This is a genomic window from Uniformispora flossi (assembly GCF_049534875.1).
Lineage (GTDB): Bacteria > Actinomycetota > Actinomycetes > Streptomycetales > Streptomycetaceae > Yinghuangia > Yinghuangia aomiensis.
Window position 1 is genome coordinate 21,304 of sequence record NZ_JBMULZ010000024.1, and the last position, 24,500, is coordinate 45,803.

The 24,500-nt window shown below is 71.6% G+C and carries 25 protein-coding genes; 6 read left to right on the forward strand and 19 right to left on the reverse strand.

Annotated elements, in window-relative coordinates:
• Nucleotides 1-33 precede the first annotated feature (33 nt).
• Together ACPA54_RS34415 and ACPA54_RS34420 are read right to left on the reverse strand one after the other, a co-directional pair.
• Complete coding sequence (locus ACPA54_RS34415) at nt 34-768, reverse strand: class II aldolase/adducin family protein (protein ID WP_423535767.1); 735 nt, start codon at nt 766-768, stop codon at nt 34-36.
• Between the two features lie 28 nt (nt 769-796).
• The gene (locus tag ACPA54_RS34420) at nt 797-1,993 is read right to left on the reverse strand and encodes an amidohydrolase family protein (protein WP_423535769.1); all 1,197 of its coding nucleotides are present in this window, start codon (nt 1,991-1,993) and stop codon (nt 797-799) included.
• A gap of 83 nt (nt 1,994-2,076) precedes the next feature.
• On the opposite strand from ACPA54_RS34420, the gene ACPA54_RS34425 reads away from it, so the two are divergent.
• Nucleotides 2,077-2,826 (forward strand): IclR family transcriptional regulator, encoded by a 750-nt coding sequence (locus tag ACPA54_RS34425; protein ID WP_423535771.1) that lies wholly within the window; start codon nt 2,077-2,079, stop codon nt 2,824-2,826.
• Nucleotides 2,827-2,922: 96 nt separating this feature from the next.
• On the opposite strand, the gene ACPA54_RS34430 is transcribed toward ACPA54_RS34425, so the two are convergent.
• The 7 genes from ACPA54_RS34430 to ACPA54_RS34460 form a co-directional block, all read right to left on the reverse strand.
• Nucleotides 2,923-4,284, reverse strand: a complete 1,362-nt coding sequence (locus ACPA54_RS34430; RefSeq protein WP_423535773.1) for a phosphatase PAP2 family protein — start codon at nt 4,282-4,284, stop codon at nt 2,923-2,925.
• Between the two features lie 208 nt (nt 4,285-4,492).
• Nucleotides 4,493-4,819, reverse strand: a complete 327-nt coding sequence (locus tag ACPA54_RS34435; RefSeq protein WP_423535775.1) for a VOC family protein — start codon at nt 4,817-4,819, stop codon at nt 4,493-4,495.
• Nucleotides 4,820-4,910: 91 nt separating this feature from the next.
• Entirely contained in the window at nt 4,911-6,803 is a 1,893-nt protein-coding gene (locus tag ACPA54_RS34440; RefSeq protein ID WP_423535777.1) for an alkyl/aryl-sulfatase, read from the reverse strand.
• Between the two features lie 22 nt (nt 6,804-6,825).
• Nucleotides 6,826-7,908, reverse strand: coding sequence for an AI-2E family transporter (locus tag ACPA54_RS34445; RefSeq protein WP_423535778.1), 1,083 nt, complete (start codon nt 7,906-7,908; stop codon nt 6,826-6,828).
• On the reverse strand, nt 7,905-8,090 hold the full coding sequence (locus ACPA54_RS34450; RefSeq protein ID WP_423535780.1) for a hypothetical protein: 186 nt from the start codon (nt 8,088-8,090) through the stop codon (nt 7,905-7,907). The genes ACPA54_RS34445 and ACPA54_RS34450 overlap by 4 nt, the downstream gene beginning before the upstream one ends.
• Before the next feature lie 316 nt (nt 8,091-8,406).
• Entirely contained in the window at nt 8,407-8,706 is a 300-nt protein-coding gene (locus tag ACPA54_RS34455) for a transcriptional regulator (RefSeq protein ID WP_345680467.1), read from the reverse strand.
• On the reverse strand, nt 8,703-9,167 hold the full coding sequence (locus ACPA54_RS34460) for a hypothetical protein (protein WP_423535782.1): 465 nt from the start codon (nt 9,165-9,167) through the stop codon (nt 8,703-8,705). The genes ACPA54_RS34455 and ACPA54_RS34460 overlap by 4 nt, the downstream gene beginning before the upstream one ends.
• 650 nt (nt 9,168-9,817) lie before the next feature.
• Between ACPA54_RS34460 and ACPA54_RS34465 the strand changes: the two genes are divergently transcribed.
• A complete protein-coding gene (locus ACPA54_RS34465; protein WP_423535784.1) occupies nt 9,818-10,792 on the forward strand; it encodes a YhjD/YihY/BrkB family envelope integrity protein in 975 nt (324 codons plus the stop codon).
• A 179-nt stretch (nt 10,793-10,971) separates the two neighbouring features.
• Nucleotides 10,972-12,573 (forward strand): sulfatase family protein, encoded by a 1,602-nt coding sequence (locus ACPA54_RS34470; protein ID WP_423535786.1) that lies wholly within the window; start codon nt 10,972-10,974, stop codon nt 12,571-12,573.
• Between the two features lie 22 nt (nt 12,574-12,595).
• Here ACPA54_RS34470 and ACPA54_RS34475 read toward each other — a convergent pair whose 3' ends face one another.
• Both ACPA54_RS34475 and ACPA54_RS34480 read right to left on the reverse strand, forming a co-directional pair.
• Complete coding sequence (locus ACPA54_RS34475) at nt 12,596-13,744, reverse strand: carboxylate-amine ligase (RefSeq protein ID WP_423535787.1); 1,149 nt, start codon at nt 13,742-13,744, stop codon at nt 12,596-12,598.
• A gap of 141 nt (nt 13,745-13,885) precedes the next feature.
• The gene (locus ACPA54_RS34480; protein ID WP_423535789.1) at nt 13,886-14,608 is read right to left on the reverse strand and encodes an IclR family transcriptional regulator; all 723 of its coding nucleotides are present in this window, start codon (nt 14,606-14,608) and stop codon (nt 13,886-13,888) included.
• 67 nt (nt 14,609-14,675) lie between these two features.
• Between ACPA54_RS34480 and ACPA54_RS34485 the strand changes: the two genes are divergently transcribed.
• Nucleotides 14,676-15,920, forward strand: coding sequence for a phytanoyl-CoA dioxygenase family protein (locus tag ACPA54_RS34485; protein WP_423535791.1), 1,245 nt, complete (start codon nt 14,676-14,678; stop codon nt 15,918-15,920).
• 45 nt (nt 15,921-15,965) lie between these two features.
• On the opposite strand, the gene ACPA54_RS34490 is transcribed toward ACPA54_RS34485, so the two are convergent.
• Nucleotides 15,966-16,538 (reverse strand): helix-turn-helix domain-containing protein, encoded by a 573-nt coding sequence (locus ACPA54_RS34490; RefSeq protein ID WP_423535793.1) that lies wholly within the window; start codon nt 16,536-16,538, stop codon nt 15,966-15,968.
• 110 nt (nt 16,539-16,648) lie between these two features.
• On the opposite strand from ACPA54_RS34490, the gene ACPA54_RS34495 reads away from it, so the two are divergent.
• Nucleotides 16,649-17,308, forward strand: coding sequence for an SAM-dependent methyltransferase (locus tag ACPA54_RS34495; RefSeq protein ID WP_423535795.1), 660 nt, complete (start codon nt 16,649-16,651; stop codon nt 17,306-17,308).
• A 66-nt stretch (nt 17,309-17,374) separates the two neighbouring features.
• Complete coding sequence (locus tag ACPA54_RS34500; protein ID WP_423535797.1) at nt 17,375-17,860, forward strand: DinB family protein; 486 nt, start codon at nt 17,375-17,377, stop codon at nt 17,858-17,860.
• A gap of 30 nt (nt 17,861-17,890) precedes the next feature.
• Here the strand turns inward: ACPA54_RS34500 and ACPA54_RS34505 are convergent, their stop codons facing one another.
• From ACPA54_RS34505 to ligK, 7 genes are all read right to left on the reverse strand, one after another.
• On the reverse strand, nt 17,891-18,817 hold the full coding sequence (locus tag ACPA54_RS34505; protein WP_423535798.1) for a TIGR03619 family F420-dependent LLM class oxidoreductase: 927 nt from the start codon (nt 18,815-18,817) through the stop codon (nt 17,891-17,893).
• A gap of 133 nt (nt 18,818-18,950) precedes the next feature.
• Nucleotides 18,951-19,364: a VOC family protein gene (locus ACPA54_RS34510; protein ID WP_423535800.1), complete on the reverse strand. Its 414-nt coding sequence runs from the start codon at nt 19,362-19,364 to the stop codon at nt 18,951-18,953.
• Between the two features lie 174 nt (nt 19,365-19,538).
• Nucleotides 19,539-20,567 carry an aldo/keto reductase gene (locus tag ACPA54_RS34515; protein ID WP_423535802.1) on the reverse strand — a complete coding sequence of 343 codons (1,029 nt, stop codon included), beginning with the start codon at nt 20,565-20,567 and terminating at the stop codon, nt 19,539-19,541.
• Nucleotides 20,564-21,538, reverse strand: a complete 975-nt coding sequence (locus tag ACPA54_RS34520) for a Gfo/Idh/MocA family oxidoreductase (RefSeq protein ID WP_423535804.1) — start codon at nt 21,536-21,538, stop codon at nt 20,564-20,566. The genes ACPA54_RS34515 and ACPA54_RS34520 overlap by 4 nt, the downstream gene beginning before the upstream one ends.
• Nucleotides 21,535-22,845: a protocatechuate 4,5-dioxygenase subunit alpha gene (gene ligA, locus ACPA54_RS34525; RefSeq protein ID WP_423535806.1), complete on the reverse strand. Its 1,311-nt coding sequence runs from the start codon at nt 22,843-22,845 to the stop codon at nt 21,535-21,537. Before ligA ends, ACPA54_RS34520 begins: the two co-directional genes overlap by 4 nt.
• A 26-nt stretch (nt 22,846-22,871) precedes the next feature.
• Nucleotides 22,872-23,792 (reverse strand): amidohydrolase family protein, encoded by a 921-nt coding sequence (locus ACPA54_RS34530; RefSeq protein ID WP_423535807.1) that lies wholly within the window; start codon nt 23,790-23,792, stop codon nt 22,872-22,874.
• 2 nt (nt 23,793-23,794) lie between these two features.
• Nucleotides 23,795-24,484, reverse strand: a complete 690-nt coding sequence (gene ligK / locus ACPA54_RS34535; RefSeq protein WP_423535809.1) for a 4-carboxy-4-hydroxy-2-oxoadipate aldolase/oxaloacetate decarboxylase — start codon at nt 24,482-24,484, stop codon at nt 23,795-23,797.
• Nucleotides 24,485-24,500: the final 16 nt, after the last annotated feature.

Consider the following 24,500-nt stretch of genomic DNA (forward strand, 5'->3'; position numbering starts at 1 on the left):
CCTCTCGTCCGAGAGGTGCCCCCACGCGCTGTCTCAGTCCAAGAGGCCCGGGTCGGCGCGGAGTTCCTCGCGGACCGAGGCCTCCCAGAAGCCGATGAAGCCGTCGCCGTCGCTGCGGCGGCTGCGGTCCAGCCACGAGTCGGGCAGCGGGGTGGTGCGGCGGCCGTCGGCGGCACGGACCATCCAGGCGTTGCGGCAGCGGGTTTCCAGGGCGACGGCGCGCTGGTGGGCGGCGCGGACCGTGGTCGCGACGACGAAGACGCCGTGTCCGGCGAGCAGCGCGAGGTCGGCGTCGCCCATCGCCTTGACGGCGTCGCGGGCCGATTCGGCGTTGTTCACGGCGCCGCCGTACTCGTCGACGAGCACCAGGTCGCCGCCGCCGAGGACGGAGCTCTGGTCGTAGCCGGGCGGCACCTCGCCCATGTCGGCCCACACGGTGCCGAACCGCGGGTGGCTGTGCAGGGCGACCTGCACGTCGGGCCGGGCTTTGTGGAGTTCGAGGTGCAGCGGGATGCCCAGCGGCACCGGCCAGTCGCCTTCCACGACGCGGCCTTCGAGGTCGATGCGGATGATGTCCTGCGGGCGGATCTCCTGCCACGTCAGCAGCCACGGGTTGCACAGCAGGGTGCCGTCGCCGAGGTTGACGGTGATGTGGCCCGCGAGGTGGTCGTTGTAGCCCTCGCGCCACAGGGTGCGGGCGAGGACCACGATCTGCTGGGCGGGCGTGAGGTCCGGGATCAGGCGGTCGGCGGTCGGGGTGAAGGTCACGTGGGGACTCCGGTGGATCGCGGCGGGATCAGGCGTCGAGCGGCAGGACGGTCGCGGGCAGCGGGTGGCGGTAGAGCTTCGCCGCGTTCTCGCTGCACATGGCGCGCAGTTCGGCGGGCGGAATGTCGCGCCACACGTCGGCGATGACGTCCTGGGTGTCCGGCCATGTGCCGTCGCCGTGCGGGTAGTCCGTTTCCAGCATGATGTTCTCGACGCCGATGACGTGCCGCAGCGCGATCGTCGACGGGTCGTCCAGTGTGCAGAACCAGAAGTTGCGGCGCAGCACGTCGGCGGGCCGCTCGTCCCAGCCGAGACCGTAGCCGGAGCGGTCGATGATGTTGTCGAGCCGGTCGATGAGCATCGGGACCCAGCCGATGCCGCCTTCGCTCATGGCGATCTTCAGGTCGGGGAACTGCACGGGGTAGCCCGACCACAGCCATTCGCTGCACGCGCCGAGCGAGAGCTGCCCGAACATGGTGGCGCCGAGCTGGAGCGCGGGGGCTCCGGCGGGCGTGGGGTGCATGCCGGAGCTGCCGACGTGCAGCGAGATGACGGTGCCGGTCTCGGCGCAGGCGCGCACGATCGGGTCCCAGTGCGCGCGTTCCCACAGCGACGGCAGGCCGATGGCGTGCGGGCGTTCGGGGAAGGTGACGGAGGTGAAGCCGCGGGCGGCGTTGCGCTCGATCTCCCGGACGGCTTCGGCCGGGTCGGTGAGGTAGACGATGCCGCCGGGGATGATCCGCTCGGGGTACTCCCGGTACCACTCCTCGTACAGCCAGTCGTTCCAGGCGCGCACGCACGCCTTGCCGACTTCGGTGTCCTTGGCGTGGGCGAAGACGCGGCCGCAGAATCCGGTGATCTGGGACGGGAAGTTGAGGGACGCCCATATGCCGCCCAGGTCCATGTCCTCGATGCGGGCGTGGACGTCGTAGCAGCCGGGCCGCATCTGGTCGAAGCGCACGGGTTCGAGGCCCATCGTCTCGCGGCGGCGCCCGGCGATGGCGTTCATGCCGACCTGCGAGTAGATCGTGCCTTCGAACTCCCAGACCTCGGCGCCCTTGGCGTTCGCCACGACCTTGGGGCCGCCGTCGCGGAGCGCCGCGGGCAGGTAGGTGGAGAAGAGGTGCGGCGGTTCGACGACGTGGTCGTCGACCGAGATCACCGTGTACCGCACGTCGGCGGGCTCCGGGTCGGGGAGGAACAGGTCCGGATCGAGAACGGTCACCAGGACTCCTGTGTCGCTTTCAGCATGTGTCGCCATGCGATATGCTGTGTTGTATAGTGATTCCCACGGTAGGAGCACCCCCTGTGGCAGTCAAGCCCCTGCAGACGCTCGCGCGCGCCCTCGACGTGATCGAGGCGGTCGCCGCGCAGCAACCGGTGGGCGTCGCCGAACTCGCCCGCGCCACCGGCGAGGACAAGAGCGCGCTGCAGCGCGTGCTGGTGACGCTGCACGCGTCCGGGTGGATCCGCCCCGCCCCCGGCGGCGCGCCCACCCGCTGGGAACTCACCACGCGCCCGCTCGTGGTGGCGGCGCAGGCGCGGCGGCGCGACGGACTGCTCGCGCGCGCCCGGCCGGTGTTGGAGGCGTTGCGCGACGCGACGGGCGAGACGGCGATCCTCGCGGTGCCCGACTCGGGGCGGATCGTCGCGGTGGATGTCGCGGAGAGCCCGGAGTTGGTGCGGACGGCGCCGCGCGTGGGGCTCCTGTTCCCGCCGGCCACCAGCGCGGCCGGACTCGCGCTGTGTGCGGCGGCACCCGAAGAGGACTGGGACTTGGCCGACCTCGATCCGGACGACGCGGTGTTCCGCCGGGAACTGGCGGACACCCGGAACCGCGGCTGGTCGCTCAACGCGGGGGCGGTGGACAGCAGCGCGACGAGCGTGGGCGCGGCGGTGCGCGATGCCGACGGGCGGCCGGTGGCGGCGCTGGTGGTGAGCGGCCCGAGCGGCCGGTTCGGCGCGGAGGTCTACACACGCGCGGGCACGCTGACCGTGGCGGCGGCGCACCGCCTCGGCGAATTCCGCGGCGACGACGCGTTCGGCAACGTCGGATGAACGGCTGCGGCCGCCGCCCCATGCCGCGCACGAGGCGCGAGGGGCAGCGGCCGCGGGGCGCTGCGATCGGGTGCGGCCGGACCGCACCCGTCCGGATCAGGCGGGCAGGAGCTGCTGCGATTCCTGCCGCTCCACCGGGGCGGCGGGCTCGTCGGGCTGCTCCCACGCCTTGGTCGTCCGCATGTAGAGGTAGACCACGGACGCGGTGAGCAGCACGAGCAGCGGTCCGAACACCCACGGGTGGTCGGCCATCTGCACCGGGATGAAGCGGTAGGACACGAGCAGCGCGACGAACACCACCGAGCCGTAGCCGATGAGCCGGTAGCTGGAGAGGTCCCAGCCGCGGGCGAACGAACGCATCGCCGCTTCGACGGTGAGCGCGAACACCGCGCCGGCCAACAGGTCCGCGCCGTAGTGGTAGCCGAAGCCGAGCGTCGCGGTGAGCGTGGCGACCAGCCAGAACCCGCCGGCGATCCGGAAGAACCGCGAGCCGTGCCGGGAATGGATGAACAGCGTCGTCGCCCAGGCGGTGTGCAGGCTCGGCATGCAGTTGCGCGGGGTGATTTCGTCGAACGGAATCGGATGCGGCGTGCCGATCGCGGGGACGACGTCCGGCCACACGTTCGCCACTGCCCACTGCCCGCCGTCGGCTCCGTACGCGAACACCGGGCCGACCACCGGGAAGATCATGTAGACCGCGGGGCCGAGCAAGCCGATCGTCAGGAACGTGCGCACCATGTGGTGGGCCGGGAACCGCCGCTCGGTCGCCACATTGCGCAGCTGGTACAGCGCGATGAGGGCGGCCGCGAGCGGCAACTGGCCGTAGACGCCGTTGAGGAGGTGGGTGCCGACCGGTCCGCTCGCGTCCACCGCCTGGCCGACCAGCCACGACGGGTCGCCGAGCGCGTGGTCGGCGGTCGCCACGTACGGGTCGAGCACGTCGGGGCGCGTCTTCGAGGTGATGAGCAGCCAGGTGTCGCCGGTCTTGTGCCCGGCGATCAGCAGCATCCCCAGACCGGCGCCCTTGAGCAGCAGCATGCGTTCGTTGCCGGTGCGGCGGGTGAGCGCGACGACCACCCAGCCGATGATCACCCACATCGCGCCGTTGCCGAAATTCATGTCGGCGCCGACGGCCAAGCGCACGAGCCAGAAGACGACGTCGATCCCGACCGCGAGGCCGGCCGTCCAGAAGCGCTGCCGCCAGGTCAGCACGACCATCATCAGCGCCAGGCCGGCATAGAGCAGCGGTCCCGAATCGGGCGCGAGGACCACTTCTCGGGCCTGGTTGGTCACCGGGCCCGCGTCGCCGTAATGGCGGGCGGCGATTTCCAGGGCGACGAGGAATCCGACGACCCCCGCGGCGACCACGATCCACAGAATCGACCGCGGGTTACGCCGCACCGCGGCGGCGGTTCCGCGGCCTATTCGCGAGAACGTTCGCATTGTTTTGGACATCAATCACTTGGCCGATGTGTTCGATTTGTTCGCTTTTATGGAATAGATTGCCTTTCGTCGCGAATTTCACGGTCTCCCCGCGAAGAACGGCACTCCAGGCAATCGGCATGAGTCGATCATGCTATCGGAGCGCCGCGGTGGTTTTTTCCTCGGCGGACGGATGCGCCGGACCGCCGATCCCGGGGATCGGCGGTCCGGCGCAGGAAGGGTGTCAGCCGCGCAGGCCGAAGGCGTTGCCGTTCGGGTCGGACAGCGTGCAGACCCGGACGCCCGGCGCGACCTCGCGCGGCGCGGAGCGCTCGACGGCGCCCGCGGCGAGGAGGCGGGTGCGGACCGCGTCGAGGTCGTCGACGTCGGTGAAGACGACCGGCCCCTCGGCCGCGTCGCCGTGCGGGTTCAGGCCGACCTCGAATCCGTCGACCGAGTAGCCGACATAGTAGGCCTCGTCGGTGTGCGGGTCGCCGTACAGCGCGGTGTAGACGGCTTTGGCGGCGGCCAGGTCGGCGACGGGGATGACGACGCTGCGGATGGCGGTCACAAAGGATCCTCTCGGCGGGGTGTCGTGGATGCGGCGGGCGTCACGGGCGTCGTGGGTGTCACGGGCGTCGTGGGTGTCGTGGCGTGACGCGTCACGGCGTGACGATCGGGAAGTCCGGGTCGCCCGGGTCGAGCACCGCGGCGAGGGTGCCGAGCACGGACGCGTCGCCGTCGACCCGGATGCCGACCTCGGCCAGCGCCTCGGGGGTGACCTGGCCGGAGGCCAGCACGGGAAGGGACTTGGCGGTGGCGGTCAGGGTGACGTCGGCGTCGCCCTTCTGCGGCGCGCCGCTGTACGTCAGCGCGCCGTTGGCGAGGCGCAGCCGATAGCGGTCGCCGGTGTCGGTGAGGGCGATGTCGATGCTGAGGTTCTCGTTCCACGCCTTGGGCCCGTCGACCTGGACGGCGATGGCGTCGAACAGCATCCTCGGGCTGAGGTTCGCGATGATGTCCGGAGCGGCGGCCACCGTCGGGGTGCCGAATTGTCCGTCCCGCAGTTCGGTCGTCCCGGACAGGTAGAAGTTGCGCCATGTGCCGTTCTCGGCGCCGTACCCCAGCTGCTCGAAGGTGTCGGCCAGCAGGTCGCGTGCGGCGGCGTGGTCCGGCTGGGCGAACACGACGTGGCCGAGCACTTCGGCGACCCAGCGGTAGTCGCCCGCCGCGAACGACTCGCGGGCCTTCGCGACGACGGCGTCGGCGCCGCCCATGAAGTCGACGTAGCGCTTGCCCTGCTCGACGGGGGTGTGCTGCCAGAGGTGGGCCGGGTTGCCGTCGAACCAGCCCATGTAGCGCTGGTAGATCGCCTTGAGGTTGTGGCTGACCGAGCCGTAATAGCCGTGGGTGCTCCAGGCGTTCTCCAGCGCGGGCGGGAGTTGCAGGTGCTCGGCGATCTCGGCGCCGGTCCAGCCCTTGTTGATGAGGCGCAGGCTCTGGTCGTGCAGGTAGGCGTAGAGGTCGCGCTGGATGCCGAGGAACTGGACGACGCGTTCCTGGCCCCACGTCGGCCAGTGGTGCGAGGCGAACGCGACGTCGGTCTTGTCGCCGAACAGGTCGATGGCCTCGGTGAGGTAGTGCGCCCACGAGTGCGGGTCGCGGACGACCGCGCCGCGCAGGGTCAGCAGGTTGTGCAGGGTGTGGGTGGCGTCCTCGGCCGTGCACAGCGCCCGGAAGGCCGGGAAGTAGATGAGCATCTCGGACGGCGCCTCGGTGTCGGGCGCCATCTGGAAGACCATGCGGATGCCGTCGACGGTCTCTTCCTGCCCGGTGGTGTGGATCTCCACCGTCGGCGGGATGAGGGTGACGGTGCCGGTCGAGGTCGTCTGGCCCAGGCCGGCGCCGACCGAGCCCTGCGGGCCGCGGGCGAGGGCGGCGCCGTACATGTAGGCGGCGCGTCGGCCCATGGCGGTGCCCGCGTAGACGTTCTCGGAGACGGCGTGTTCGAGGAAGCCGGAGGGGGCGAGGACCGGGACGCGGCCGGCGTCGACGTCGTCCTGGGTGGTGACGCCCTTGACGCCGGCGAAGTGGTCGACGTGCGAGTGCGTGTAGATGACGCCGGTGACCCGGCGTTCGCCGCGGTGCTGCCGGTAGAGCGCGAGTGCCGCGGCGGCGGTCTCGGTGCCCAGCAGCGGGTCGATCACGACGACACCGCTGTCGCCTTCGACGAACGTGATGTTCGACAGGTCGAAGCCGCGGACCTGGTAGATGCCTTCGACGACCTCGAACAGGCCTTGTTCGGCGACGAGCTGGGACTGCCGCCACAGGCTCGGGTTCACCGAGTCGGGCGCATCGCCCTTGAGGAACGCGTAGGTGTCGTTGTCCCACACCACCGTTCCGTCGTCGGCGGTCACGGCGTTCGGTTCCCGACGGGCGATCAGGCCGCGGGTCGCGTCGGCGAAGTCCTGCGTGTCGCCGAACGGCAGGCGGCCGCGTACGTCGGCCTGCTGCCGGACGACGGCGGGCTCGGGTTGCTTGGGCGTCGAAGCCATGGCGATAGATTTGCACCATTTGTCAGGTATCGCACACGGACACACCTGCGTTCTCCGGCCCGTCCGGCTTGGCCCGCTCTTCGCGCAGCAACGCGATGATCGATGTGACCATGGCGACGGTCGGCACGGCCAGCATCGCGCCGAGCACGCCGAGCACCGCACCGCCGGCGACCACCGACACCATGACGACCGCGGGATGCAGCGACACCGTGCGGCTCTGGATACCCGGCTGGAGGAAGTTGCCCTCGATCTGCTGCACGGCCAGGACCACGGCCAGCGCCCACAGCGCGGTGCCGAGCCCCTGGTCGGCGAACGCCACGAGGACCGCGACCAGGCCGGACAGGAACGCGCCGACATAGGGGACGTACGCGCCGACGAACACCAGCGCCGCCAGCCCTTCGGCCCGCGGCACGCCGAGCAGCGCGAGACCCAGCGCGATGAACAACGCGTCGATGAGCGCGATCAGCGTGGTGCCGCGCATGAACCCGGCGACGGCGAGGAACGCACGGCGCAGGATCTTGACGGTCAGGTCGGTGTAGCGGCCGGGGACGACCGCCCGGGTGAACGCGGGCAGCTTGTGCGCGTCGCGGAGCAGGAAGAAGGTGAGCGCCAGAGTGAGAATGCCGCCGGTCGCGAGCTGGATCGCGATCCCGACGCCGCCGACCACGCCGGACGCGAGCGCGGAGGCGAGCTTGCCGCCGAACGCGCGCATGCCGTCGGCGGCTTGCGAGGCCGGGTCGGCGGCGGAGCCGTACTGCTCGCGCAACCGGTCGGCGGCCTCGGAGAGCTGGCGCCCGATCTTGGGCGCGCTGTCCGCGATCAGCCGCACGAGGATCCAGCCGACACCGACGATGAGCACGACCAGCACCAGGCAGGTCAGCGCCGCCGCGGCGGAGTGCGGCAGCCGCCAGCGGACCAGGCGCTGGTGGAGCGGATAGAGCAGCGCGGACCCGAGCACGGCCACCGCCAACGGCGCGGTGACCGCCCGCAGATAGACGACCAGCAGTGCCGCGACCACGAACACCGCGGCCACCAGGAGCCCGACCACACACCAGGCAGCCAACCGCCGCGCCCCGGGCGGCAGCCCGTCCGCCGGCCGACTCACGCGACACACCCGCCCGCCCGGACCAGGCGCTGACGGAACGGATAAAGCAGCGCGGACCCGAGCAGCGCCACCGCCAACGACGCGGTGATTACGCGCAGACAGACGACCAGCAGCGCTGCGATCACCCACCACACAGCCAACCGCCACACCCCGAACGGCAGCCCGTCCCCCGGCCGACTCACGAGACACCCCCGCCCGCACAGGCCGGGCGGCACCTGCCGGATCCACCGCGATCAGCCATGCGGGAAGGAAACCCGGAAAGGGGGCGATTCAAACGCGGGTGGGGGGTGTGGTGTGTGGGCGGGGGTGGGGGCTGTCGGTGGGGTTGCGGCCGTGGGGTGGTTCCGACTGGAGCAGCTGCCGGAACTGGACGCGTACACGCGGCACTGCCTGGAACTGGCGCTGGGCCCGGGACGGCCGACGGTGTTCACGGCTGGGACACGCGGCTGAGCCGCCCCGCCGTGTCGGTCGGCGGAGCGGCTCGGGTGCTGCCGCGGGTCACGGTGTCGCGGCGCCCGCGATGATGGCCTGCAGGGCGGCGATGTGGCCTTCGAAGGCGGTCCGGCCGGTGTCGGTGAGCCGGGCGCGGACCTTGCGGCGGGTGCCGCTGAGCCGGCGTTCGGTGGCGATGTAGCCGGCCTCTTCGAGGGTCGTGAGCTGCTTGGAGAGGGCGGAGTCGGACAGGTCGAGCCGGTCCTTGAGAAACGCGAACTCCGCCCAGTCCGCCGCCGCCAGCGTCGCCATGAGGGACAGGCGGGTGCTGGGGTGGATCAGCTCGTCGAACCGTGCGTCGGTCATGCCCGCACCCACCGGCGCAGTACCCGGAGGATCTCCGGGCCGCCGAAGCCGATGACCGAAGCGACCAGCACGGCCGCCCAGATCGCGGCGTGGCCGGCACCGTCCGCGTCGAGCGCCAGCCCGGCGAGCACGGTGAGCGCAACGAGCACGACCAGCATGCCGATCACCACGAGCGGCAGCCGCCGCCCGGCGACCGCGGCGCTGACCTGCACGCCGCCGGTCCGCCGCCGTCCGTCGAGCAGCCGCGACGCGAGCGCGGCGTGGCCGGCGCCGAACACGAAGGTCGCCGTACCGGCGACCCAGGCGGGGGTCTCGCTGCCGAGAACCCCCAGCACGATCCAGCCCGCGGCCATCGCCCACCAATAGCCCCGCGGCAGTCCGACTTCGTCGGCGACGTGCTGCTGAGCCCGCTCGGCCACATCGAGCGCGGCCCGAGCTTGATCGGCCGGAATGTTGTCCATGAGACGCCCCCTTTACTTTCCTGCTGGGAAAGTAAGCGTGTCACTTTCCTGCTGGGAAAGTCAAGGGCGGGCGGCACCACCGGGCTCAGTGCGGCGCTCGCGGGGCGTCGGCATCGCGCGGGCGGCTGGGCCCCGGCACGGGACTGCCAGGCGAGCAACGCAGTCGATGCCACGACACGACCGTCCCGAGAGACAGGCAACGCCCGCGAACGCTTCGCCTCGGCGCGGACCTGCCGGACGCGCGACACGGCCAACGGCGCCACACAACCCGCACGCCACGCGGCAGCAGAGCCCAGACCCGGCCCCGCCGAACCTCGCGGACAGCCCAGCCCACCCACGGGGTTGGGATCGAGGGCCGGGGGATCGAGCCACGCGGGGTGGCGACCAGGCGGTAGCCGCACACGCCCCGTCGCCTCGCGTCGACCAACCGCCCTCAAACGGGACGGGCGGGGGCGAACGACCTCGGGGCGAGCGGCTCGGCCGTGACGTTCCGGCACAGGGGGCGGGCCCTGGCTGCAGACGCACCGAGGCGGGACCGAACCCGCCGTGTCGCACCCCTCCCCCACCCTCACCTCCCCTTATCGTCAAACCACCATCAACCGCCACCAATCGGGGGAGGAACAACGGCCAGGGTCAACCGCGATGCCGTCGTGGCGTCGTTGACGTTCTGGTTGCGGCCGGCGTTCACCCTGCGGGTCGCCAACCGGTTCCAGCGGGTGGCCGGGTTCGACCGGGCGATGGCGTTGGCGTCCGCGGCCCTCACCGCGTTGATCCCGTGCGCGATCCTGATCGGCTCGCTGCTGTCGCACCTCGGCAACTCCGACATCGCCGACCGCATCGTCAACCGCTACGGCCTCACCGGCGGCGGCGCCTCCGCCGTCAAGGACGTGCTGGCCACCACCGACACCGCCGGGACCGGCGGCGACGTGTTCAGCCTCGTCTTCCTGGTGATCTCGCTGCTCAGCTTCTCCCGCTCCGTCCAACGGCTCTTCGAACGGACCTGGGACCTGCGCCCCCTCAGCGTCCGCAACACCCGCAACGGGCTCGTCTGGACCGCCGGCCTGATCGCCTACGTCGCCGCCAACGGCTGGCTGCACGCCCTCATCGAGACCGGCCGCGGCGACATCGCCGCCTCGATCGTCTGCGCTCCCTTGACCGGGGTCTTCTTCGTCTGGGGCGGCTGGGTCCTCTCCGCCAAGCGGATCCCGTGGCGCGACCTGCTGCCGTTCGGCTCGGTCATCACGGCGGTCTCGGCCGGGGGCTCGATCGTGGCCGCGCTCTACCTGCCCCGCCTGTTCGACTCGTACGCCGACCGCTACGGCTCGATCGGCGCCGTCTTCGCCATGCTGTCCGCGCTCTTCTGCGCCATGGTCGCGCTCGTCGCCGCCGCCGCGCTGGGACACGAGATCCGCGACGAACTCGCCCGCATCCAACGCGGCGAGCGCCCCCCGGACGACGAAGTCCGCCGCCAGTGGCGGGAACTGCGCGCCCAAGGCGCCGCCCGCTGGCGCACCGCCCGCGAACAGCACCCCGGCCCCCGCCTCCGCCACCGCACCAACGGCAACGGCAACGGCAACGGCAACGGCGACGAACCCCACCCCGACAACGGCCCCAACGCGGACTGACCTCTCCCCCGGCACACCGCGGTGGCGCCCCGCACGTCGCCGCGCCCGACGGCCGGAGTGCGGCGCTCGCGTGACACAACTAGGTACTCAAGAATCTTGACTCTCTCAACAAATACAAGCAGTCTCTCCTCACGTTATAGATTCCTGAGTACATAGTAAGCGCCAAGGAGACTCCGCCCGTGCGCATCATCTACGTCGACGTGGACACGCTCCGCGCCGACCACACCACCCCGTACGGCTACCACCGCCCCACGACCCCCCACCTCCAAGCGCTCGCCGACAAGTCCGTCGTGTTCGACCGCTACTACTGCTCCGACTCCCCCTGTCTGCCGTCCCGTACGGCGTTGACCAGCGGGCAGTTCGGCATCACCAACGGCGTGATCGGCCACTTCGGCGCCGCGGCGCAGTTCCGGCTCGACTGCGGGCACATGTCGGATCCGGACCGTCCGATGCTCGGGCAGCACCTGGGGCTCGCCGGGGTCTACACCGCGGCGGTGTCGGTGTTCGCCGAGCGGCATCGGGCGTATTTCTTCCACGCCAACTTCCGCGAGTCGATCCGTGCGACCGCGAACCAGGGGGACGAGGAGGCACCGGACGTCAACCGTGCCGCGATCAAGTGGCTGCGGGACCACGCGCACGAAGAGGACTGGTACCTCCACCTCACCTACTGGGAGCCGCACACCGACTACACCCAGCCCGTCGAGTGGACCGAGCGCATGGCCGCCTCCGGTCCCGCCCCCGCGTGGCCGGACCAGGAGACCATCGAGCACCACAAGGCGGAGACCTTCGGCCCGCACAGCGCGCTCGACCTGCACAGCGGCTTCGGCCCGCAGTCCTCGTCCCCGGTGCCCCACAACATGCCCGACGCCGTGCGCGACCGCGCCGAGTTCGAGCACCTGATCAACGGGTTCGACGGCGCGATCGCCTACTGGGACCACTACTTCGGCCGCCTCATGGCGACTCTCGAAGAGCTGGGGATCGCCGACGAAACCGCCGTCATCGTCAGCGCCGACCACGGCGAGTCGTTCGGCGAGAACGGCTCATACGCCGAGCACGGACTCGCCAACGAGCCGACGCACCGCCTCCCGCTGGTCTTCTACTGGCCCGGCGTGACCGACGGACTCCCCGACGAGGCGCGCCGCAACGACGCGCTGCTCTACAACATCGACCTCGCGCCGACGCTGTGCGATCTGCTCGGCCTCGACGTCCCGCGTGCCTGGCAGGGCACGTCGTTCGCGGACGCCGTGCGCGGCGAGGCCATCCCGTCGCGCGACTACCTGGTACTCAGCCACGGTGCGCACACCTACCAGCGGTCGGTGCGCACCCGCGACCACATGTACATCCGCACGTTCCACCCGGGCTGCTTCAGCACCGAGTGGGAGCAGCTCTTCAACGTCACCGAAGACCCGCACCTCACCCGCGACCTCCTCCCCGACGAACCCGAACTCGCCGCGCGGATGCGCTCCCACCTGGCCGAATGGATCTTCGCGTACGCGGGCCGCCCCGGATGCCTCCCCGACCCGATGCAGTCCACGCTGCAAACCGGGCCGCAGTACAACGACCCGGTCGCCTACGCCGCCCACCTCCGCAACACCGGCCGCGCCCACCTCGCCGAACGACTGGAGGCCAACCTCGCGCACGTCACCGTGCCGGTGTCCTGGCACGCGCCCGAGGTCACCTTCCCGGCGGATCTGCGCGGGCGTTGGCTCACCTCGCCGGGCTTCGCCCCGATGATCGACGCGCTCATGAGGCGCCGCGACGGTGCCGACGTGGCGCCCTGAGCCTGCGGAGGATCCGCCCCGGTCACCCCACGCCGGGTGACGGAGCGGCCCGGCGGCTCGGCGGAATCCGCCGGCCTTGGCGGTCGTACGGCCGGGTCTGCTTGGTGGCGGCGATCAGCGAGTCGACCAAGGCCGCCAGGCCTTGGCGGCGGCCGAGGGCGCGCTGCCGTTTCGCCGAGGAACCGGCGGCGACCATGGCGCCGGCGAGGGACCGGACCCGGTCGAGGTCGCCGGACTGCGCGAGTTCGGCCGCGACCGTGTCGATCAGGCGGCGGACCATGGCGTCGGCCGATCCGGCGACCATGGTGAACGGGTCGAGGAGGCTCCCTTCCAGGCCGGAGCGGGCGGCCCGCCAACTCGCGGCGCGCAGCCAGCGTTCCGGCACGTCCGGCGGCGGCTCGGCGGTCTGGGCGCGGTGGCAGGCGTGCAGCACCAGCGCGCGGAAGAGCGACGCGACGAGCACCGCGGTCGAGGCGTCCGGAACGGCGTCGCAGGCCCGGAGTTCGATGGTCGGGAGGTGGTCGGACAGCCGGACGTCGTAGAAGAGCATGCCGCGGTCCCGGATGACGCCGGAGTCGACGAGGGCGTCGGCGGTCCGGTCGTAGTCGTCGACCGACGCGAATACCGGTGTCGGGCCCGCGCTCGGCCAGCGGTGCCAGATCATGGTGCGCCAGCTCGCGTACCCGGTCTCCTGGCCGAGCCAGTACGGCGAGCCGGCCGTCAGCGCGGTGAGCGTGGGCACCCACGGGTTGATCCAGGCCAGTGCCCGGGCGGCAAGGTCGCGGTCGGCGACCTCGACGTGCACGTGCAGGCCGCAGATCTGGAGCTCGTGGAACAGCCGGGCGTAGCTGTGCTCGATGTGCGCGTACCTGTCGCCGTCGGACAGCGCCGAGTCCTCGAGGCGCATGAGCGGCGCGGTCCCGGCGGCGATGACGCCGAGGCCGAGTTCTTCCGCGGCGGCGATGAGCGTGCCGCGCGTGGCCAGGAGTTCCGCGTGCAGGCCGTCCATGTCGGTGTGCGGCACGGTCCGGGTTTCGATGCAGGCCTGCTTGGCCTCCGCGGAGAAAACGTCGTCGGGCAGCTCGGCGAGGAGCAGGGGGGCACCCGACTTCAGGTAGCGCGTCCGAAGGTCGACAAGATGGAACTCCTCTTCCACACCAACCGTCGTCAAAGCTTCGCCTCTCGGTCAAGTCGCGTTTCACGCCGTTCACTTGCCATCAATCTCGGCGATCCCGCACGCGAATCCAACCGCTCACCCGGGGTTGCATCGGTGCTGCAATTCGCCCGGACGGCAGCTGTCGACGGTCGCGAACTATCTTTGGAGAGAGTGGATTTGCTCCCAGTCGGCGGCGATTCGCGCAACCAACTCACCGTAAACCGGCATGAGTTCTTTGCGGAACCGGGTGGATGGACCGACCACGACCAGTGCGCCGACTGGTACGCCGCCGGCACCGCAGAGGGCGGCACCGACCGCGCGGGTGCCGTCGGTGACCTCGTTGTCGTTGGCGCCCCATCCGCGGCTCCGGGTCGCCCGCAGGACCCCGTCGGTGAGCCCGGGGTCGACGCGGCGCCAGGCCGGCAGCAGTTCGGCGGGCAGCAGGGCCGCGATCGCCCGCAGCGCCGAACTCGACTTCGCCGGCATCTCGGTGCCGACGGGGACCGCGACCCGCAGGGTGTGCGTGCTTTCGACGGCGTCGGCGATCACCAGCCGGTCGCCGTCCGGGACCACCAGCATCGCGGTCTCCCCGGTCGCGTCGCGCGCCGCTTCCATCAACGGGCGCGCGGCCTCGACCAGCGACGCCGCGGCGGGCGCGCGCAGCACGGCGAGGAGCCCGGGGGCGAAGTACCAGCGGCCGTCCGCGGTGCGCCGGAGCCAGCCGGTGGACCCCAACGTCACCGCCAGGCGGTGCACGGCGCTCTTGTCGATCCCGGTGCTCCGCGCGAGATCGCTGACTCCGGCCGGCTGCCGCCGGGCGAGTTCCGCCAGGAGCAGGCAGGCGTTCTTGACCGACTGGATTTCCTTGACCGAGGACACCCGGCACTCCCAGCATCAAAAAGAAACACAATCGTGTTACAGAGTAACACGGATGAGGAGTGTCAGCATGGGCGCCGACACCACCGGCACCGGCCTTCCCTGGGTCGAGGCGATCGCGGACTCCTTTCCGCGGCGCTCGTTCCGGGCGTTCCACACCGCGGAGTTGCCCGCGCTGAACGCCGGGCGGGGCGCTCTGGTCGCCGCCGACCTGGCGGGCGTGCCGCCGCTGGCGTTCCGCCTGCCGGACGGCCCCACGTACACGTGGATCGCCGGCCCGGAGGGGATCTCCGCGGTCGAAGGCGACGCGGGCGCGGGCGCCCTCGTGGAACTCGACGAACGCACGTTCTCCGATCACCTGAACGAACTCCTCACCGCGAGCGGCTGCGTGCGCACGGACCGGGCGGAACTCGTCCGCGGCACGCTCCAGGACTGGAAGCGGTGGGAGCCCGCCATCCGGGCCCTGCTGAGCGGAACGCCGATCTACACCAACGCGGTCCGGGACGGCCTCGTCGACCGCGACGGCGCGCCGCTCGACCTGCACCGCGGCTTCCCGGCCGACGGCGACCGCGAGGAGATGCGGCACTTCCTCCTGACCGCGGGCTTCCTGCACGTCAAGGGCGTCTACAGCGCCGACGAGGTCGCCCGGTTCGGCGCGGAGGTCGAACACGCGCGGACGCAGACCACGCCCGGCGACCGCTTCTCGTGGTGGTCGCTCAACGCCGCCGGCGACGAGGTGGTCACCCGGATCAACTACCTTGGCCGCTTCTCCCCGCTGCTCCAGGAACTGTGCTTCGAGCCGCGGCTGACCGAGTTCGCCCGGCTGGCCGGTGCCGGATTCCGGGTCTGCGACGACCGCCTCGACGGGCCGATGGTGTTCGTCAAGTCCTCGCACATCGTCAAGGGCGACGGCGACCTCGGCTGGCACACCGACGACGGCATCGGCGGCCACCCCGCGATGTGCCCGCTGATCCAGGCGGGCATCCAACTCGACCACGCCAACCCGGAGAACGGCCAGCTCATGGTCCTGGCCGGCTCGCACCGCCATGTCAACCACTGGCTCAAGTGGGGCGACGAAGGCGACCTGCCGGTGGTCCGGATCGAGACCGAACCCGGCGACCTCACCGTGCACTTCGGCGACATCATGCACAGCACCCCGCCGCCGACCGGCCCCGATGCCGGACGACGCGCGCTGTACTACAAGTTCGCCGAAGAGAAGACTTTCGCGTGGATCCCGTCCGGCTGCCACTACAACGACGCGCTCTTCCGCGCCGACAAGACCGGCCGCATCTCCGCCCGCGCGACGACGCACTGACCCGGTCCGGCTGCCGACGACGCGCCCGGACGAGACGCTTGCGGCTCAGGGAGTGCGGGCCCTCAGGTGGGCCCGCTCGCCCTGGTGGCCGAACAGGACGAGGAGTTCGACGGGCCGGTCGCCGTCGGCGCCGAGCCAGTGCGGCACGTGCGTGTCGAACTCCGCCGCCTCGCCCGCTTTGAGGACCAGGCTCCGGTCGCCCAGCACCAGGCGCAGCCGCCCGGCGAGGACGTAGACCCATTCGAACCCCTCGTGGGTCTTCGTCTCCGGCTCGGCGCCCGGCCGGGGCGGGATGAGGAGCTTGTGCGCCTGGATGCCGCCGGGGCGGCTGAGCGGTACGTACGTCATGCCGTCCTGGGTCACCGGGCGCAGGTGGATGCGCGGGTCGCCGGTGCGGGGCGCGCCCACGAGGTCGTCGAGGGGGACCGCGTACACCTCGGACAGCGGCAGCAGCAGTTCGAGGGTCGGCTTGCGGGTGCCGCCCTCCAGCCGGGAAAGCGTGCTCTCGTTGATCCCGGTCTGCCGTGCCAGGTCGGCAAGGGTCAGCCCGCGCCGCCGCCGCAGCTCGCGCAGGCGGGGTCCGACCGCGTCCAGGACGTCCTTCCGTGCGTGCGCCATGCCCTCCACCTTGCCGAAACGGCACGAAGCTTTGCAACTGCGGCACGGCGGGGCGCAATCTCGGGGCAGCGGGCCGATCGGCGGCCCACCCCCGAAACGAGGCTCCCACGATGCCCACCGACACCGACACCGACTCCGCCGCCTTCTGGGAGCAGCACTACGCACGGCTCGACGGCGCCTGGGGCACCAATCCCAACCCCGTGGTCGCCGAGGTCGTCACCGCACTCGCCCCCGAAGCGCGCGGAGCCTCCGGAGCCCCCGGCGCCGCGCTGGACCTCGGCTGCGGACACGGCGGCGACGCGCTGTGGCTGGCCGCCCGCGGATGGGACGTGACCGCGGTCGACGTCGCACCGACCGCGCTCGACCGCGTCGCCGAGCGGGCCCGGGCGGCCGGTGTCGCGGACCGCGTGCACCCCGTCGCCCACGACCTGGCCAGGACCTTCCCCGCGGGCACGTTCGACTTGGTCGGCGCGGCCTACTTCCACACGCCCCTCGACATCCCCCGCGAGGCCGTCCTGCGCCGCGCCGCCGATGCGGTGGCCCCGCACGGCCTGCTGCTCATCGTGGAGCACGCCTCGCTCGCGCCGTGGTCCTGGCGGTCCGACGCCGAGGTCCGCTTCCCCACCCCCGAGGAGACCGTGGCGTCGCTGCAGCTCGGCGACGGCTGGCGGGTCGAGCGCTGCGATGCGCCGCAGCGCACCGCCACGGGTCCGCAGGGACAGACGGCCACCGTCACCGACAACGTGATCGCGCTGCGCCGCAACGCCTGACGCGGCCTGCGCCCGACCACGCGATCACGCCCGAGCCCCCGAGCCCCCCGAGCCCCCGGAGAACGCATGCCCACCCGTCGCACCGACACCCCGCCGCCGCGCACCGCGAACACCGAAGCCGACGTCCTCCGCGGCTTCCTCGACTACCTCCGCACGTCCATCGCCCGCAAGGTCGAGGGCGCGCCGGAGCCGCAGGCCCGCGCCGCCGCCGTCCCGTCGGGCACCAACCTGCTCGGCCTGCTCACCCACCTGACCGCGGTCGAGAGCGCGACCTTCCTCGGTGCCGAAGTCGCCGACTGGCAGGCCACGTTCCACGCGGACCCGGACGACAGCGCGGCTGAGGTCGTCGCCCGCTACCGGGACGCCGTCGCCCGCGCGAACGCCGTCCTCGACACCCATGCCGATCTCGGCGCCGCACTCCCCCGCGCCGGCCGCACGGGCAGCGGGCCGAGCGTCCGGTGGGCCCTCACCCACCTGATCGAGGAGACCGGCCGCCACGCCGGCCACGCCGACATCCTCCGCGAACTCGCGGACGGCAGCACGGGGCGGTGAGCGCGGGCCGGCGAGCGCGGGCCGGGTGCCTCAGCCGGTCGCCTTGCCGAGCAACCGCCGGAACTCCGCGGCCAACGCCAGGTATTCGTCCACGTCGTCGGCAGCGTAGTGCAGGTCGATCAGCGGCTCCGCGCCCAAGGCCTCGATCGTCTCGCCGAGGTAGGCGGCAACCTGCTCCACCGTGCCGCGGTGCGGCACCTGGTCGGCGGGCGCGGCGGTCGCGGTGAGCACCGGGTTGACCCGCACCACGAACCGCAGTGCCTCGGGGTCGCGGCCCGCCGCCGCGGCGTGGCCGCGGATGTCGTCGCGGACCTGCCGGAGCGCCGGAACCGGGAGGGCGATGCCGGCCCAGCCGTCCGCGCGGCGGCCGATGCGGGCGAAGGTGGCGGGGCTCCGGCCGCCCAGCAGAACGGGCGGGCGCGGATGCTGCACCGGACGCGCCAGGATCGCCGACGGCGGCACCGTCCACAGCTCGCCGCTGTGCCGGACGTCGGCGCCGCCGGTCCAGGCCCGGTCCAGGACGTCGAGGGTCTCTTCCAGCCGTGCGCCCTTGCCCGTCCACGGCACGCCGACGGCCTGGTACTCGTCGCGGGACCAGCCCAGCCCGATGCCGACGTCGAGGCGGCCGCCGCTGAGGATGTCGAGGGTGGTCAGGGTGCGGGCCAACAGCACGGGCGGCTGCCACAAGGCGTTCAGCGTGCTGGTGCCCAGCCGGGCGTGCCGGGTCGCGCCGGCGGCGACGGTCAGCAGCGTGAGGGGGTCGAGGAACGTGCGGTGCGCGTCGGGGATCGCGGTCCCGGCCCCCGGGTAGCCGGTCTGCGGTGCGGTCGCGACGAGGATCCGGTCGCCGACCCACAAGCGGTCGTATCCGAGGTCTTCCGCCGCGGCGGCGACGCGGACGGTCGCGGATGGGTCGGCGAAGCGGCCGTACTGCGGGAGCGCGAGTCCGAGAGGCATAGTCACATGCCTTGCCCAACCGCACGGTGGCCAACCGGAAACGTCCTTCCGGGCCAACTCGTAGGCGAAGTGCACCGTTTGCGCCCGGCCCCGCGCACCACGCGGGTGCGGGGGGGGCGGGCGGTCTCCGGGGCTACTCGGCGTAGTTCTGGTTGTCGCCCTGCGCGCTGTAGCCGAGGTTCCAGATGTATCCGTCGAGGTCCGCGAACGAGCCTCCGTAGCCGCCCCACTGCAGGTCCCCGGCGGGCTTGAGGATCGTGGCGCCGGCCTTGGCCGCTTCCTCCATGATCTCGTCGATGCGGGTCTGCTCGCGGACCACGTAGGTGAGGACGAGCCCGCTGAAGCCGTTGCCCTCGGGGCTGGTGCCCACCAGGTCGGCGAGGCCTTCGCGGCCGTAGAAGCCGACGGGGGTGCCGCCGTCCGGGGCGAAGAAGACCGAGATGCCGTAGTCGTTCTCGATCTTCCAGCCGAGGCCTTCGGTGTAGAACCGCTTCGACGCCTCCATGTCCCGGACGCCGAGGAGGATCGCGCTGACGTTCGCCTTCATGCCGTATCCCTTGCGTTGTGTTCGTTCCTTCGTGAACCACGCTAGGGACGGGGCCTACGGCAGCGCTTCTCGATTCCTGATCACTGCATCCGCGGTCGCGAAACGGCCCCGGGCCGGAGGGGAACCTCCCGCCCGGGGCCGACAAAAGCCCAGGTCACCCCAGGTCGCCCCAGGTCACCCGGCGGTGCCGCAGCGCTCCGTGTCGATCTCCGCCAGCGTGGCGTCGTTGTAGCGGGACCCGTGCACGGTCTCCGCGTTCAGCACCTGCCCGGCCGCCTCCAGTGCCGCGGCGGGCACGTCGAGTTCCAGGACGGCCATGTTCTCGCGCAGGTGGGCGATCGAACGCGTGCCCGGGATGGCGACGACGTGCTCGCCGCGCGACAGTACCCACGCGAGCGCGAGCTGCGCGGGGGTGCAGCCGGCGTCGCGGGCGATGTCCGCGATCCGCGCGTGCAGCTCCAGGTTCGCGGCGTAGTTGTCCGCGGCGAACCGCGGCATGTTCCGCCGGATGTCCTTCTCCGGCAGCGTCGCCGGATCCGGCGGAGCGGCCGTCAGGAAGCCGCGCGCGAGCGGGCTGAACGCGACGAGGGCGACGCCGAGTTCGGCCGCCGCGGCGAGCGTGCCTTGCTCCGGGTTGCGCGACCACAGGCTGTACTCGTTCTGAAGCGCCGCGATCGGGTGCATGGCGTGCGCCTTGCGCAGCGTGTCGGCGGAGACCTCGGAGAGACCGAGCGTGCGCACCTTCCCGGCCGCGACCAGGTCGGCCATCGCGCCGACGCTGTCCTCGATCGGTACCTGCCGGTCGAACCGGTGCAGGTAGTAGAGGTCGATGACGTCGGTCTTGAGCCGGGTCAGGGCCTCGTCGGCGGTGCGCCGAATGGTGTCGGGGCGGCCGTCGATGACGCGCTGCCCGTTCACGCCGGTCATGCCGCACTTGCTGGCCAGCACGACCGCGTCCCGGTGGTCGGCGAGCACGCGGCCGACGAGTTCCTCGTTGGCGCCGAAGCCGTAGAGCGCGGCGGTGTCGAAGAGCGTGACGCCCTCCGAGACGGCCGTGCGCAGCAGCCGTTCGGCGTCCTCCGTGGAGGGGGCGATGCCGTAGGCGTGGCTGACGTTCATGCAGCCGAGCCCGATCGCGGGGACCTCGAAGGGGCCGATCCGGCGCGGGGTGCGGGCCGGACCGGCCGCCGGGGCGGGGATCACGCGGTCGCGGCAGCGGTGAGCTGCGCTTCGAGGGCGGCAAGCGTGCGGTAGCAGGGCAGCACCTGCGCGAGGGACGAGTTGGGCTCGCGGCCTTCGCGGATGGCGGCGACGAACTCGCGGTCCTGGAGTTCGATGCCGTCCATCGAGACGGCGACGCCGCTGACGTCGATCGGCTCGTCCTTTCCGGTGAACAGGTCGTCGTAGCGGGCGATGTAGGTGCCCGTGTCGCCGATGTAGCGGAAGAAGGTGCCGAGCGGCCCGTCGTTGTTGAAGGACAGCGACAGGGTGCAGATGGCGCCGTTCTCCGCGCGCAGTTGGATCGACATGTCCATGGCGATGCCCAGCTCGGGGTGGATCGGGCCCTGGATCGCGTTGGCCTGCACGATCGGCGAGCCGGTCTGGTAGGCGAACAGGTCGACGGTGTGTGCGGCGTGGTGCCACAGCAGGTGGTCGGTCCAGGAGCGCGGCCGGCCGAGCGCGTTGAGGTTCTTGCGGCGGAAGAAGTACGTCTGGACGTCCATCTGCTGGATGCCGTACTCGCCCGCCTCGATGCGGCGCTTGACCCACTGGTGGCTCGGGTTGAACCGGCGGGTGTGCCCGACCATCGCGACCAGGCCGGTGCGCTGCTGGGCTTCCAGGCAGGCCTCGGCGTCGGCGAGCGAGTCGGCCAGCGGGATTTCCACCTGGACGTGCTTGCCGGCTTCCAGGCACGCGATGGTCTGCGCGGCGTGCATCTGGGTGGGGGTGGCGAGGATGACGGCGTCGACGTCGTCCATCGCCAGCACCTCGTCGAGGGTGGCGACGCCGCGGCCGACGCCCTGCTCGGCGGCGAACCGCTCGGCGCTCTCCAGGGTGCTGCTCACGACGGCGACGACCTCGACGCCCTCGATCCGCTTGAGCGCGGCCGCGTGCTTGGCGCCGAACGCGCCGCCTCCGGCGAGGGCGATGCGGACGGTCTGCTCGTCAGTCATGACACTCCTTCGGCGGGCTCCGCGGCCCGCGGGTGGTTCTCCAGGATCAAGTGGCCGACGGCGGTGTTCGACGCCGGCACATGGTAGAAGCGGTGCTTGACCTCGACCTCGCCCGAGCCGTCGACGTCGCTCATCGCGCCGCGCGCGATGAGCCACATGACCAGCTCGATGCCTTCCGACCCCGCCTGCTCGACGTACTCCAGGTGCGGCACCTGCGCCAGGCCCGCGGGGTCTTCGATCAGCTTGTCGAGGAACGCGTTGTCCCACTCGCGGTTGATCAAACCCGCGCGCGGGCCCTGGAGCTGGTGGCTCATGCCGCCGGTGCCCCACACCTGGACCTTGAGCGGCCGGTCGTAGGACTCGATGGCCTTGCGCAGCGCCCGGCCGAGCTTGAAGCACCGGGCGCCGGACGGCACCGGGTACTGCACGACGTTGACGTGGAACGGGATGACCTTGACCGGCCACTTCGCCACGTCGCCGAACATGAGGGACAGCGGCACGGTCAGGCCGTGGTCGACCGGCATCTCGTTGACGAGCGTCAGGTCGAAGTCGTCCTGGATGAGCGAGTGCGCGATGTGCGCGGCCAGGTCGGGGTCGCCTTCGATGCCGGGCACCGGGCGGGGGCCGTAGCCCTCGTCGGCGGTCGGGTAGGCGGCGCCGGTGCCGAGCACGAACGTCGGGATGATCGACGAGTCGAACGCGGTGGCGTGGTCGTTGTAGACCAGGAAGACCACGTCGGGCAGGTCGTCCTTCTCCCACTGCTTGGCGTAGTCGTAGCCCGCGAAGACCGGCTTCCAGTAAGGCTCTTCGGTCTTGCCGTGGTCGAGGGCCGCGCCGATCGCGGGCACGTGCGAGGTGAACACGGCGCCGGTGATCACGGCGTGCTCGGCGGGCGGCGCCTGGTCGGCGTACGCGGCGTCGAGGACGGCGTGGTCGATGCGGTTGCCCTCGAGGGCGCGTCCGCCGCCGACCATCATGTCGCGGTATTCCTGCTCGGTCATGCCGGTCATCGACCCGGCCATCTGCTGGAACGACAGTCCCAGCGCGGCGCCCCACTTCGCGAGGAAGTAGATGTTGCCGCCCTCGCGCATCGCGGCGTTGAGGTCGCGGTCGAGCAGCGCCTGCTTCTGCTCCTCGCGCAGCGGCCACTCGTCCAGGTAGGCGCGCTGGTCGGCGAGGAACCGGGCGCGGTTCTCCGCCTTCATGAGCGACATGCAGAACTGGTTGAGGTGGTATCCCTTCGCGGCCTGGTCGGCGTCGAAGATCGTCGTCCCCGGAACCAGGCGGTACGTCCGGTCCAATGCCATGGCGGCGGCTCCAATCGTTCCGGGGGTCAGCCGGCGTCCGGCCAGTACAAGCGCATCGGGTTGTCCACGAGCAGCTTGTGCCGGAGTTCCGGGGTGGGGGCGATGTGCGGGATGAAGTCGACCAGCAGGCCGTCGTCCGGCATGTGGTCCTTGAGGTTGGGGTGCGGCCAGTCGGTGCCCCAGAGCACGCGGTCGGGGAACTCCTCGACGATGCGGCGGGCGAACGGTACGACGTCGCGGTAGGCGTTCCGCTCTCCGTCGAGGGCGCGCGGGCCGCTCTCCGAGAGGCGCTCCGGGCAGGTGACCTTGCACCAGATGTCCGGGCGGGCGCGCATGAAGTCGACGAACGCCTCGAACTCGGGGCCGTGCGGGTCCTTCGCGACGTCCGGGCGGCCCATGTGGTCGACGACCAGCGGCACCGGGATGCCGAGGAAGAAGTCGCGCAGGTCGGCGAGGTCGGCGGCCTCGAAGTAGACGACCACGTGCCAGCCGTACGGCTTGATCCGCTCGACGACGTCCCACAGGTCCTCGCGCGGCGCCGCGTCGACGAGCCGCTTGACGAAGTTGAACCGCACGCCGCGGACGCCCGCCTCGTGCAGCTCGCGCAGCTCCTCGTCGGAGACGCCGGGCTTCACCGTGGCGACGCCGCGGGCCAGGTCGCCGGAAGCATTCAGGGCGTCGACCATGGCGCGGTTGTCGGCGCCGTGGCAGGTCGCCTGCACGACCACGTTGCGGGAGAAGCCGAGGTGGTCGCGGAGCGCGAAGAGCTGCGCCTTGGACGCGTCGCACGGGGTGTACTTGCGCTCGGGGGCGTACGGGAACTCCGCGCCGGGGCCGAAGACGTGGCAGTGTGCGTCGACGGCGCCTTCGGGGAGTTCGTACCGCGGGCGGCTCGGATCGGCGTACCAGTCGAGCCAGCCGGGGGTCTTCTCGAACGTGTCGGTCATGGTCAGTCCTCGTACCGCAGGCCCAGCTCGGCCAGTGGGCCGCGCATGCCGTACATGTCCAGGCCCAGCTCGCCGGCGCGGAACTGCTGCCGCTTGCCTTCTTCGTTGGCTTCGCGCTTCGCGGACGCGGCGGCGACCTCGGCGGCGCGCTCGCGCGGCACCACGACGACGCCGTCGATGTCGGCGACCACCACGTCGCCGGGGCGCACGAGGGCGTTGGCGCAGACGACCGGCACGTTGACCGAGCCGAGGGTGGCCTTGACGGTGCCCTTGGCGTTGATCGCGCGGGAGAACACCGGGAAGTCCATGTCCTCCAGGTCGGCGACGTCGCGGACGCCGCCGTCGATGACCAGGCCCTTGGCGCCGCGGGCGCGGAACGACGTGGCGAGCAGCTCGCCGAAGAAGCCGTCCTCGCTCTCGGTCGTGCAGGCCGCGACGACGACGTCGCCTTCCTTGATCTGCTCGGCGGCGACGTGCAGCATCCAGTTGTCGCCGGGCTGCAGCAGCACGGTCACCGCGGTCCCGCACAGGCGGGCCTTCGGGTAGACGCCGCGCATATACGGGCGCATGAGGCCGACGCGGCCCATGGCTTCGTGGATCGTCGCCACGCCGAACTGCGACAGTGCCGCGACGGCTTCCGGTTCGGCCCGGGTGATCGCCGTGTGGACGACGCCGATCTCGGTGTGCTCCATGTGTCCTGTCTCCTGG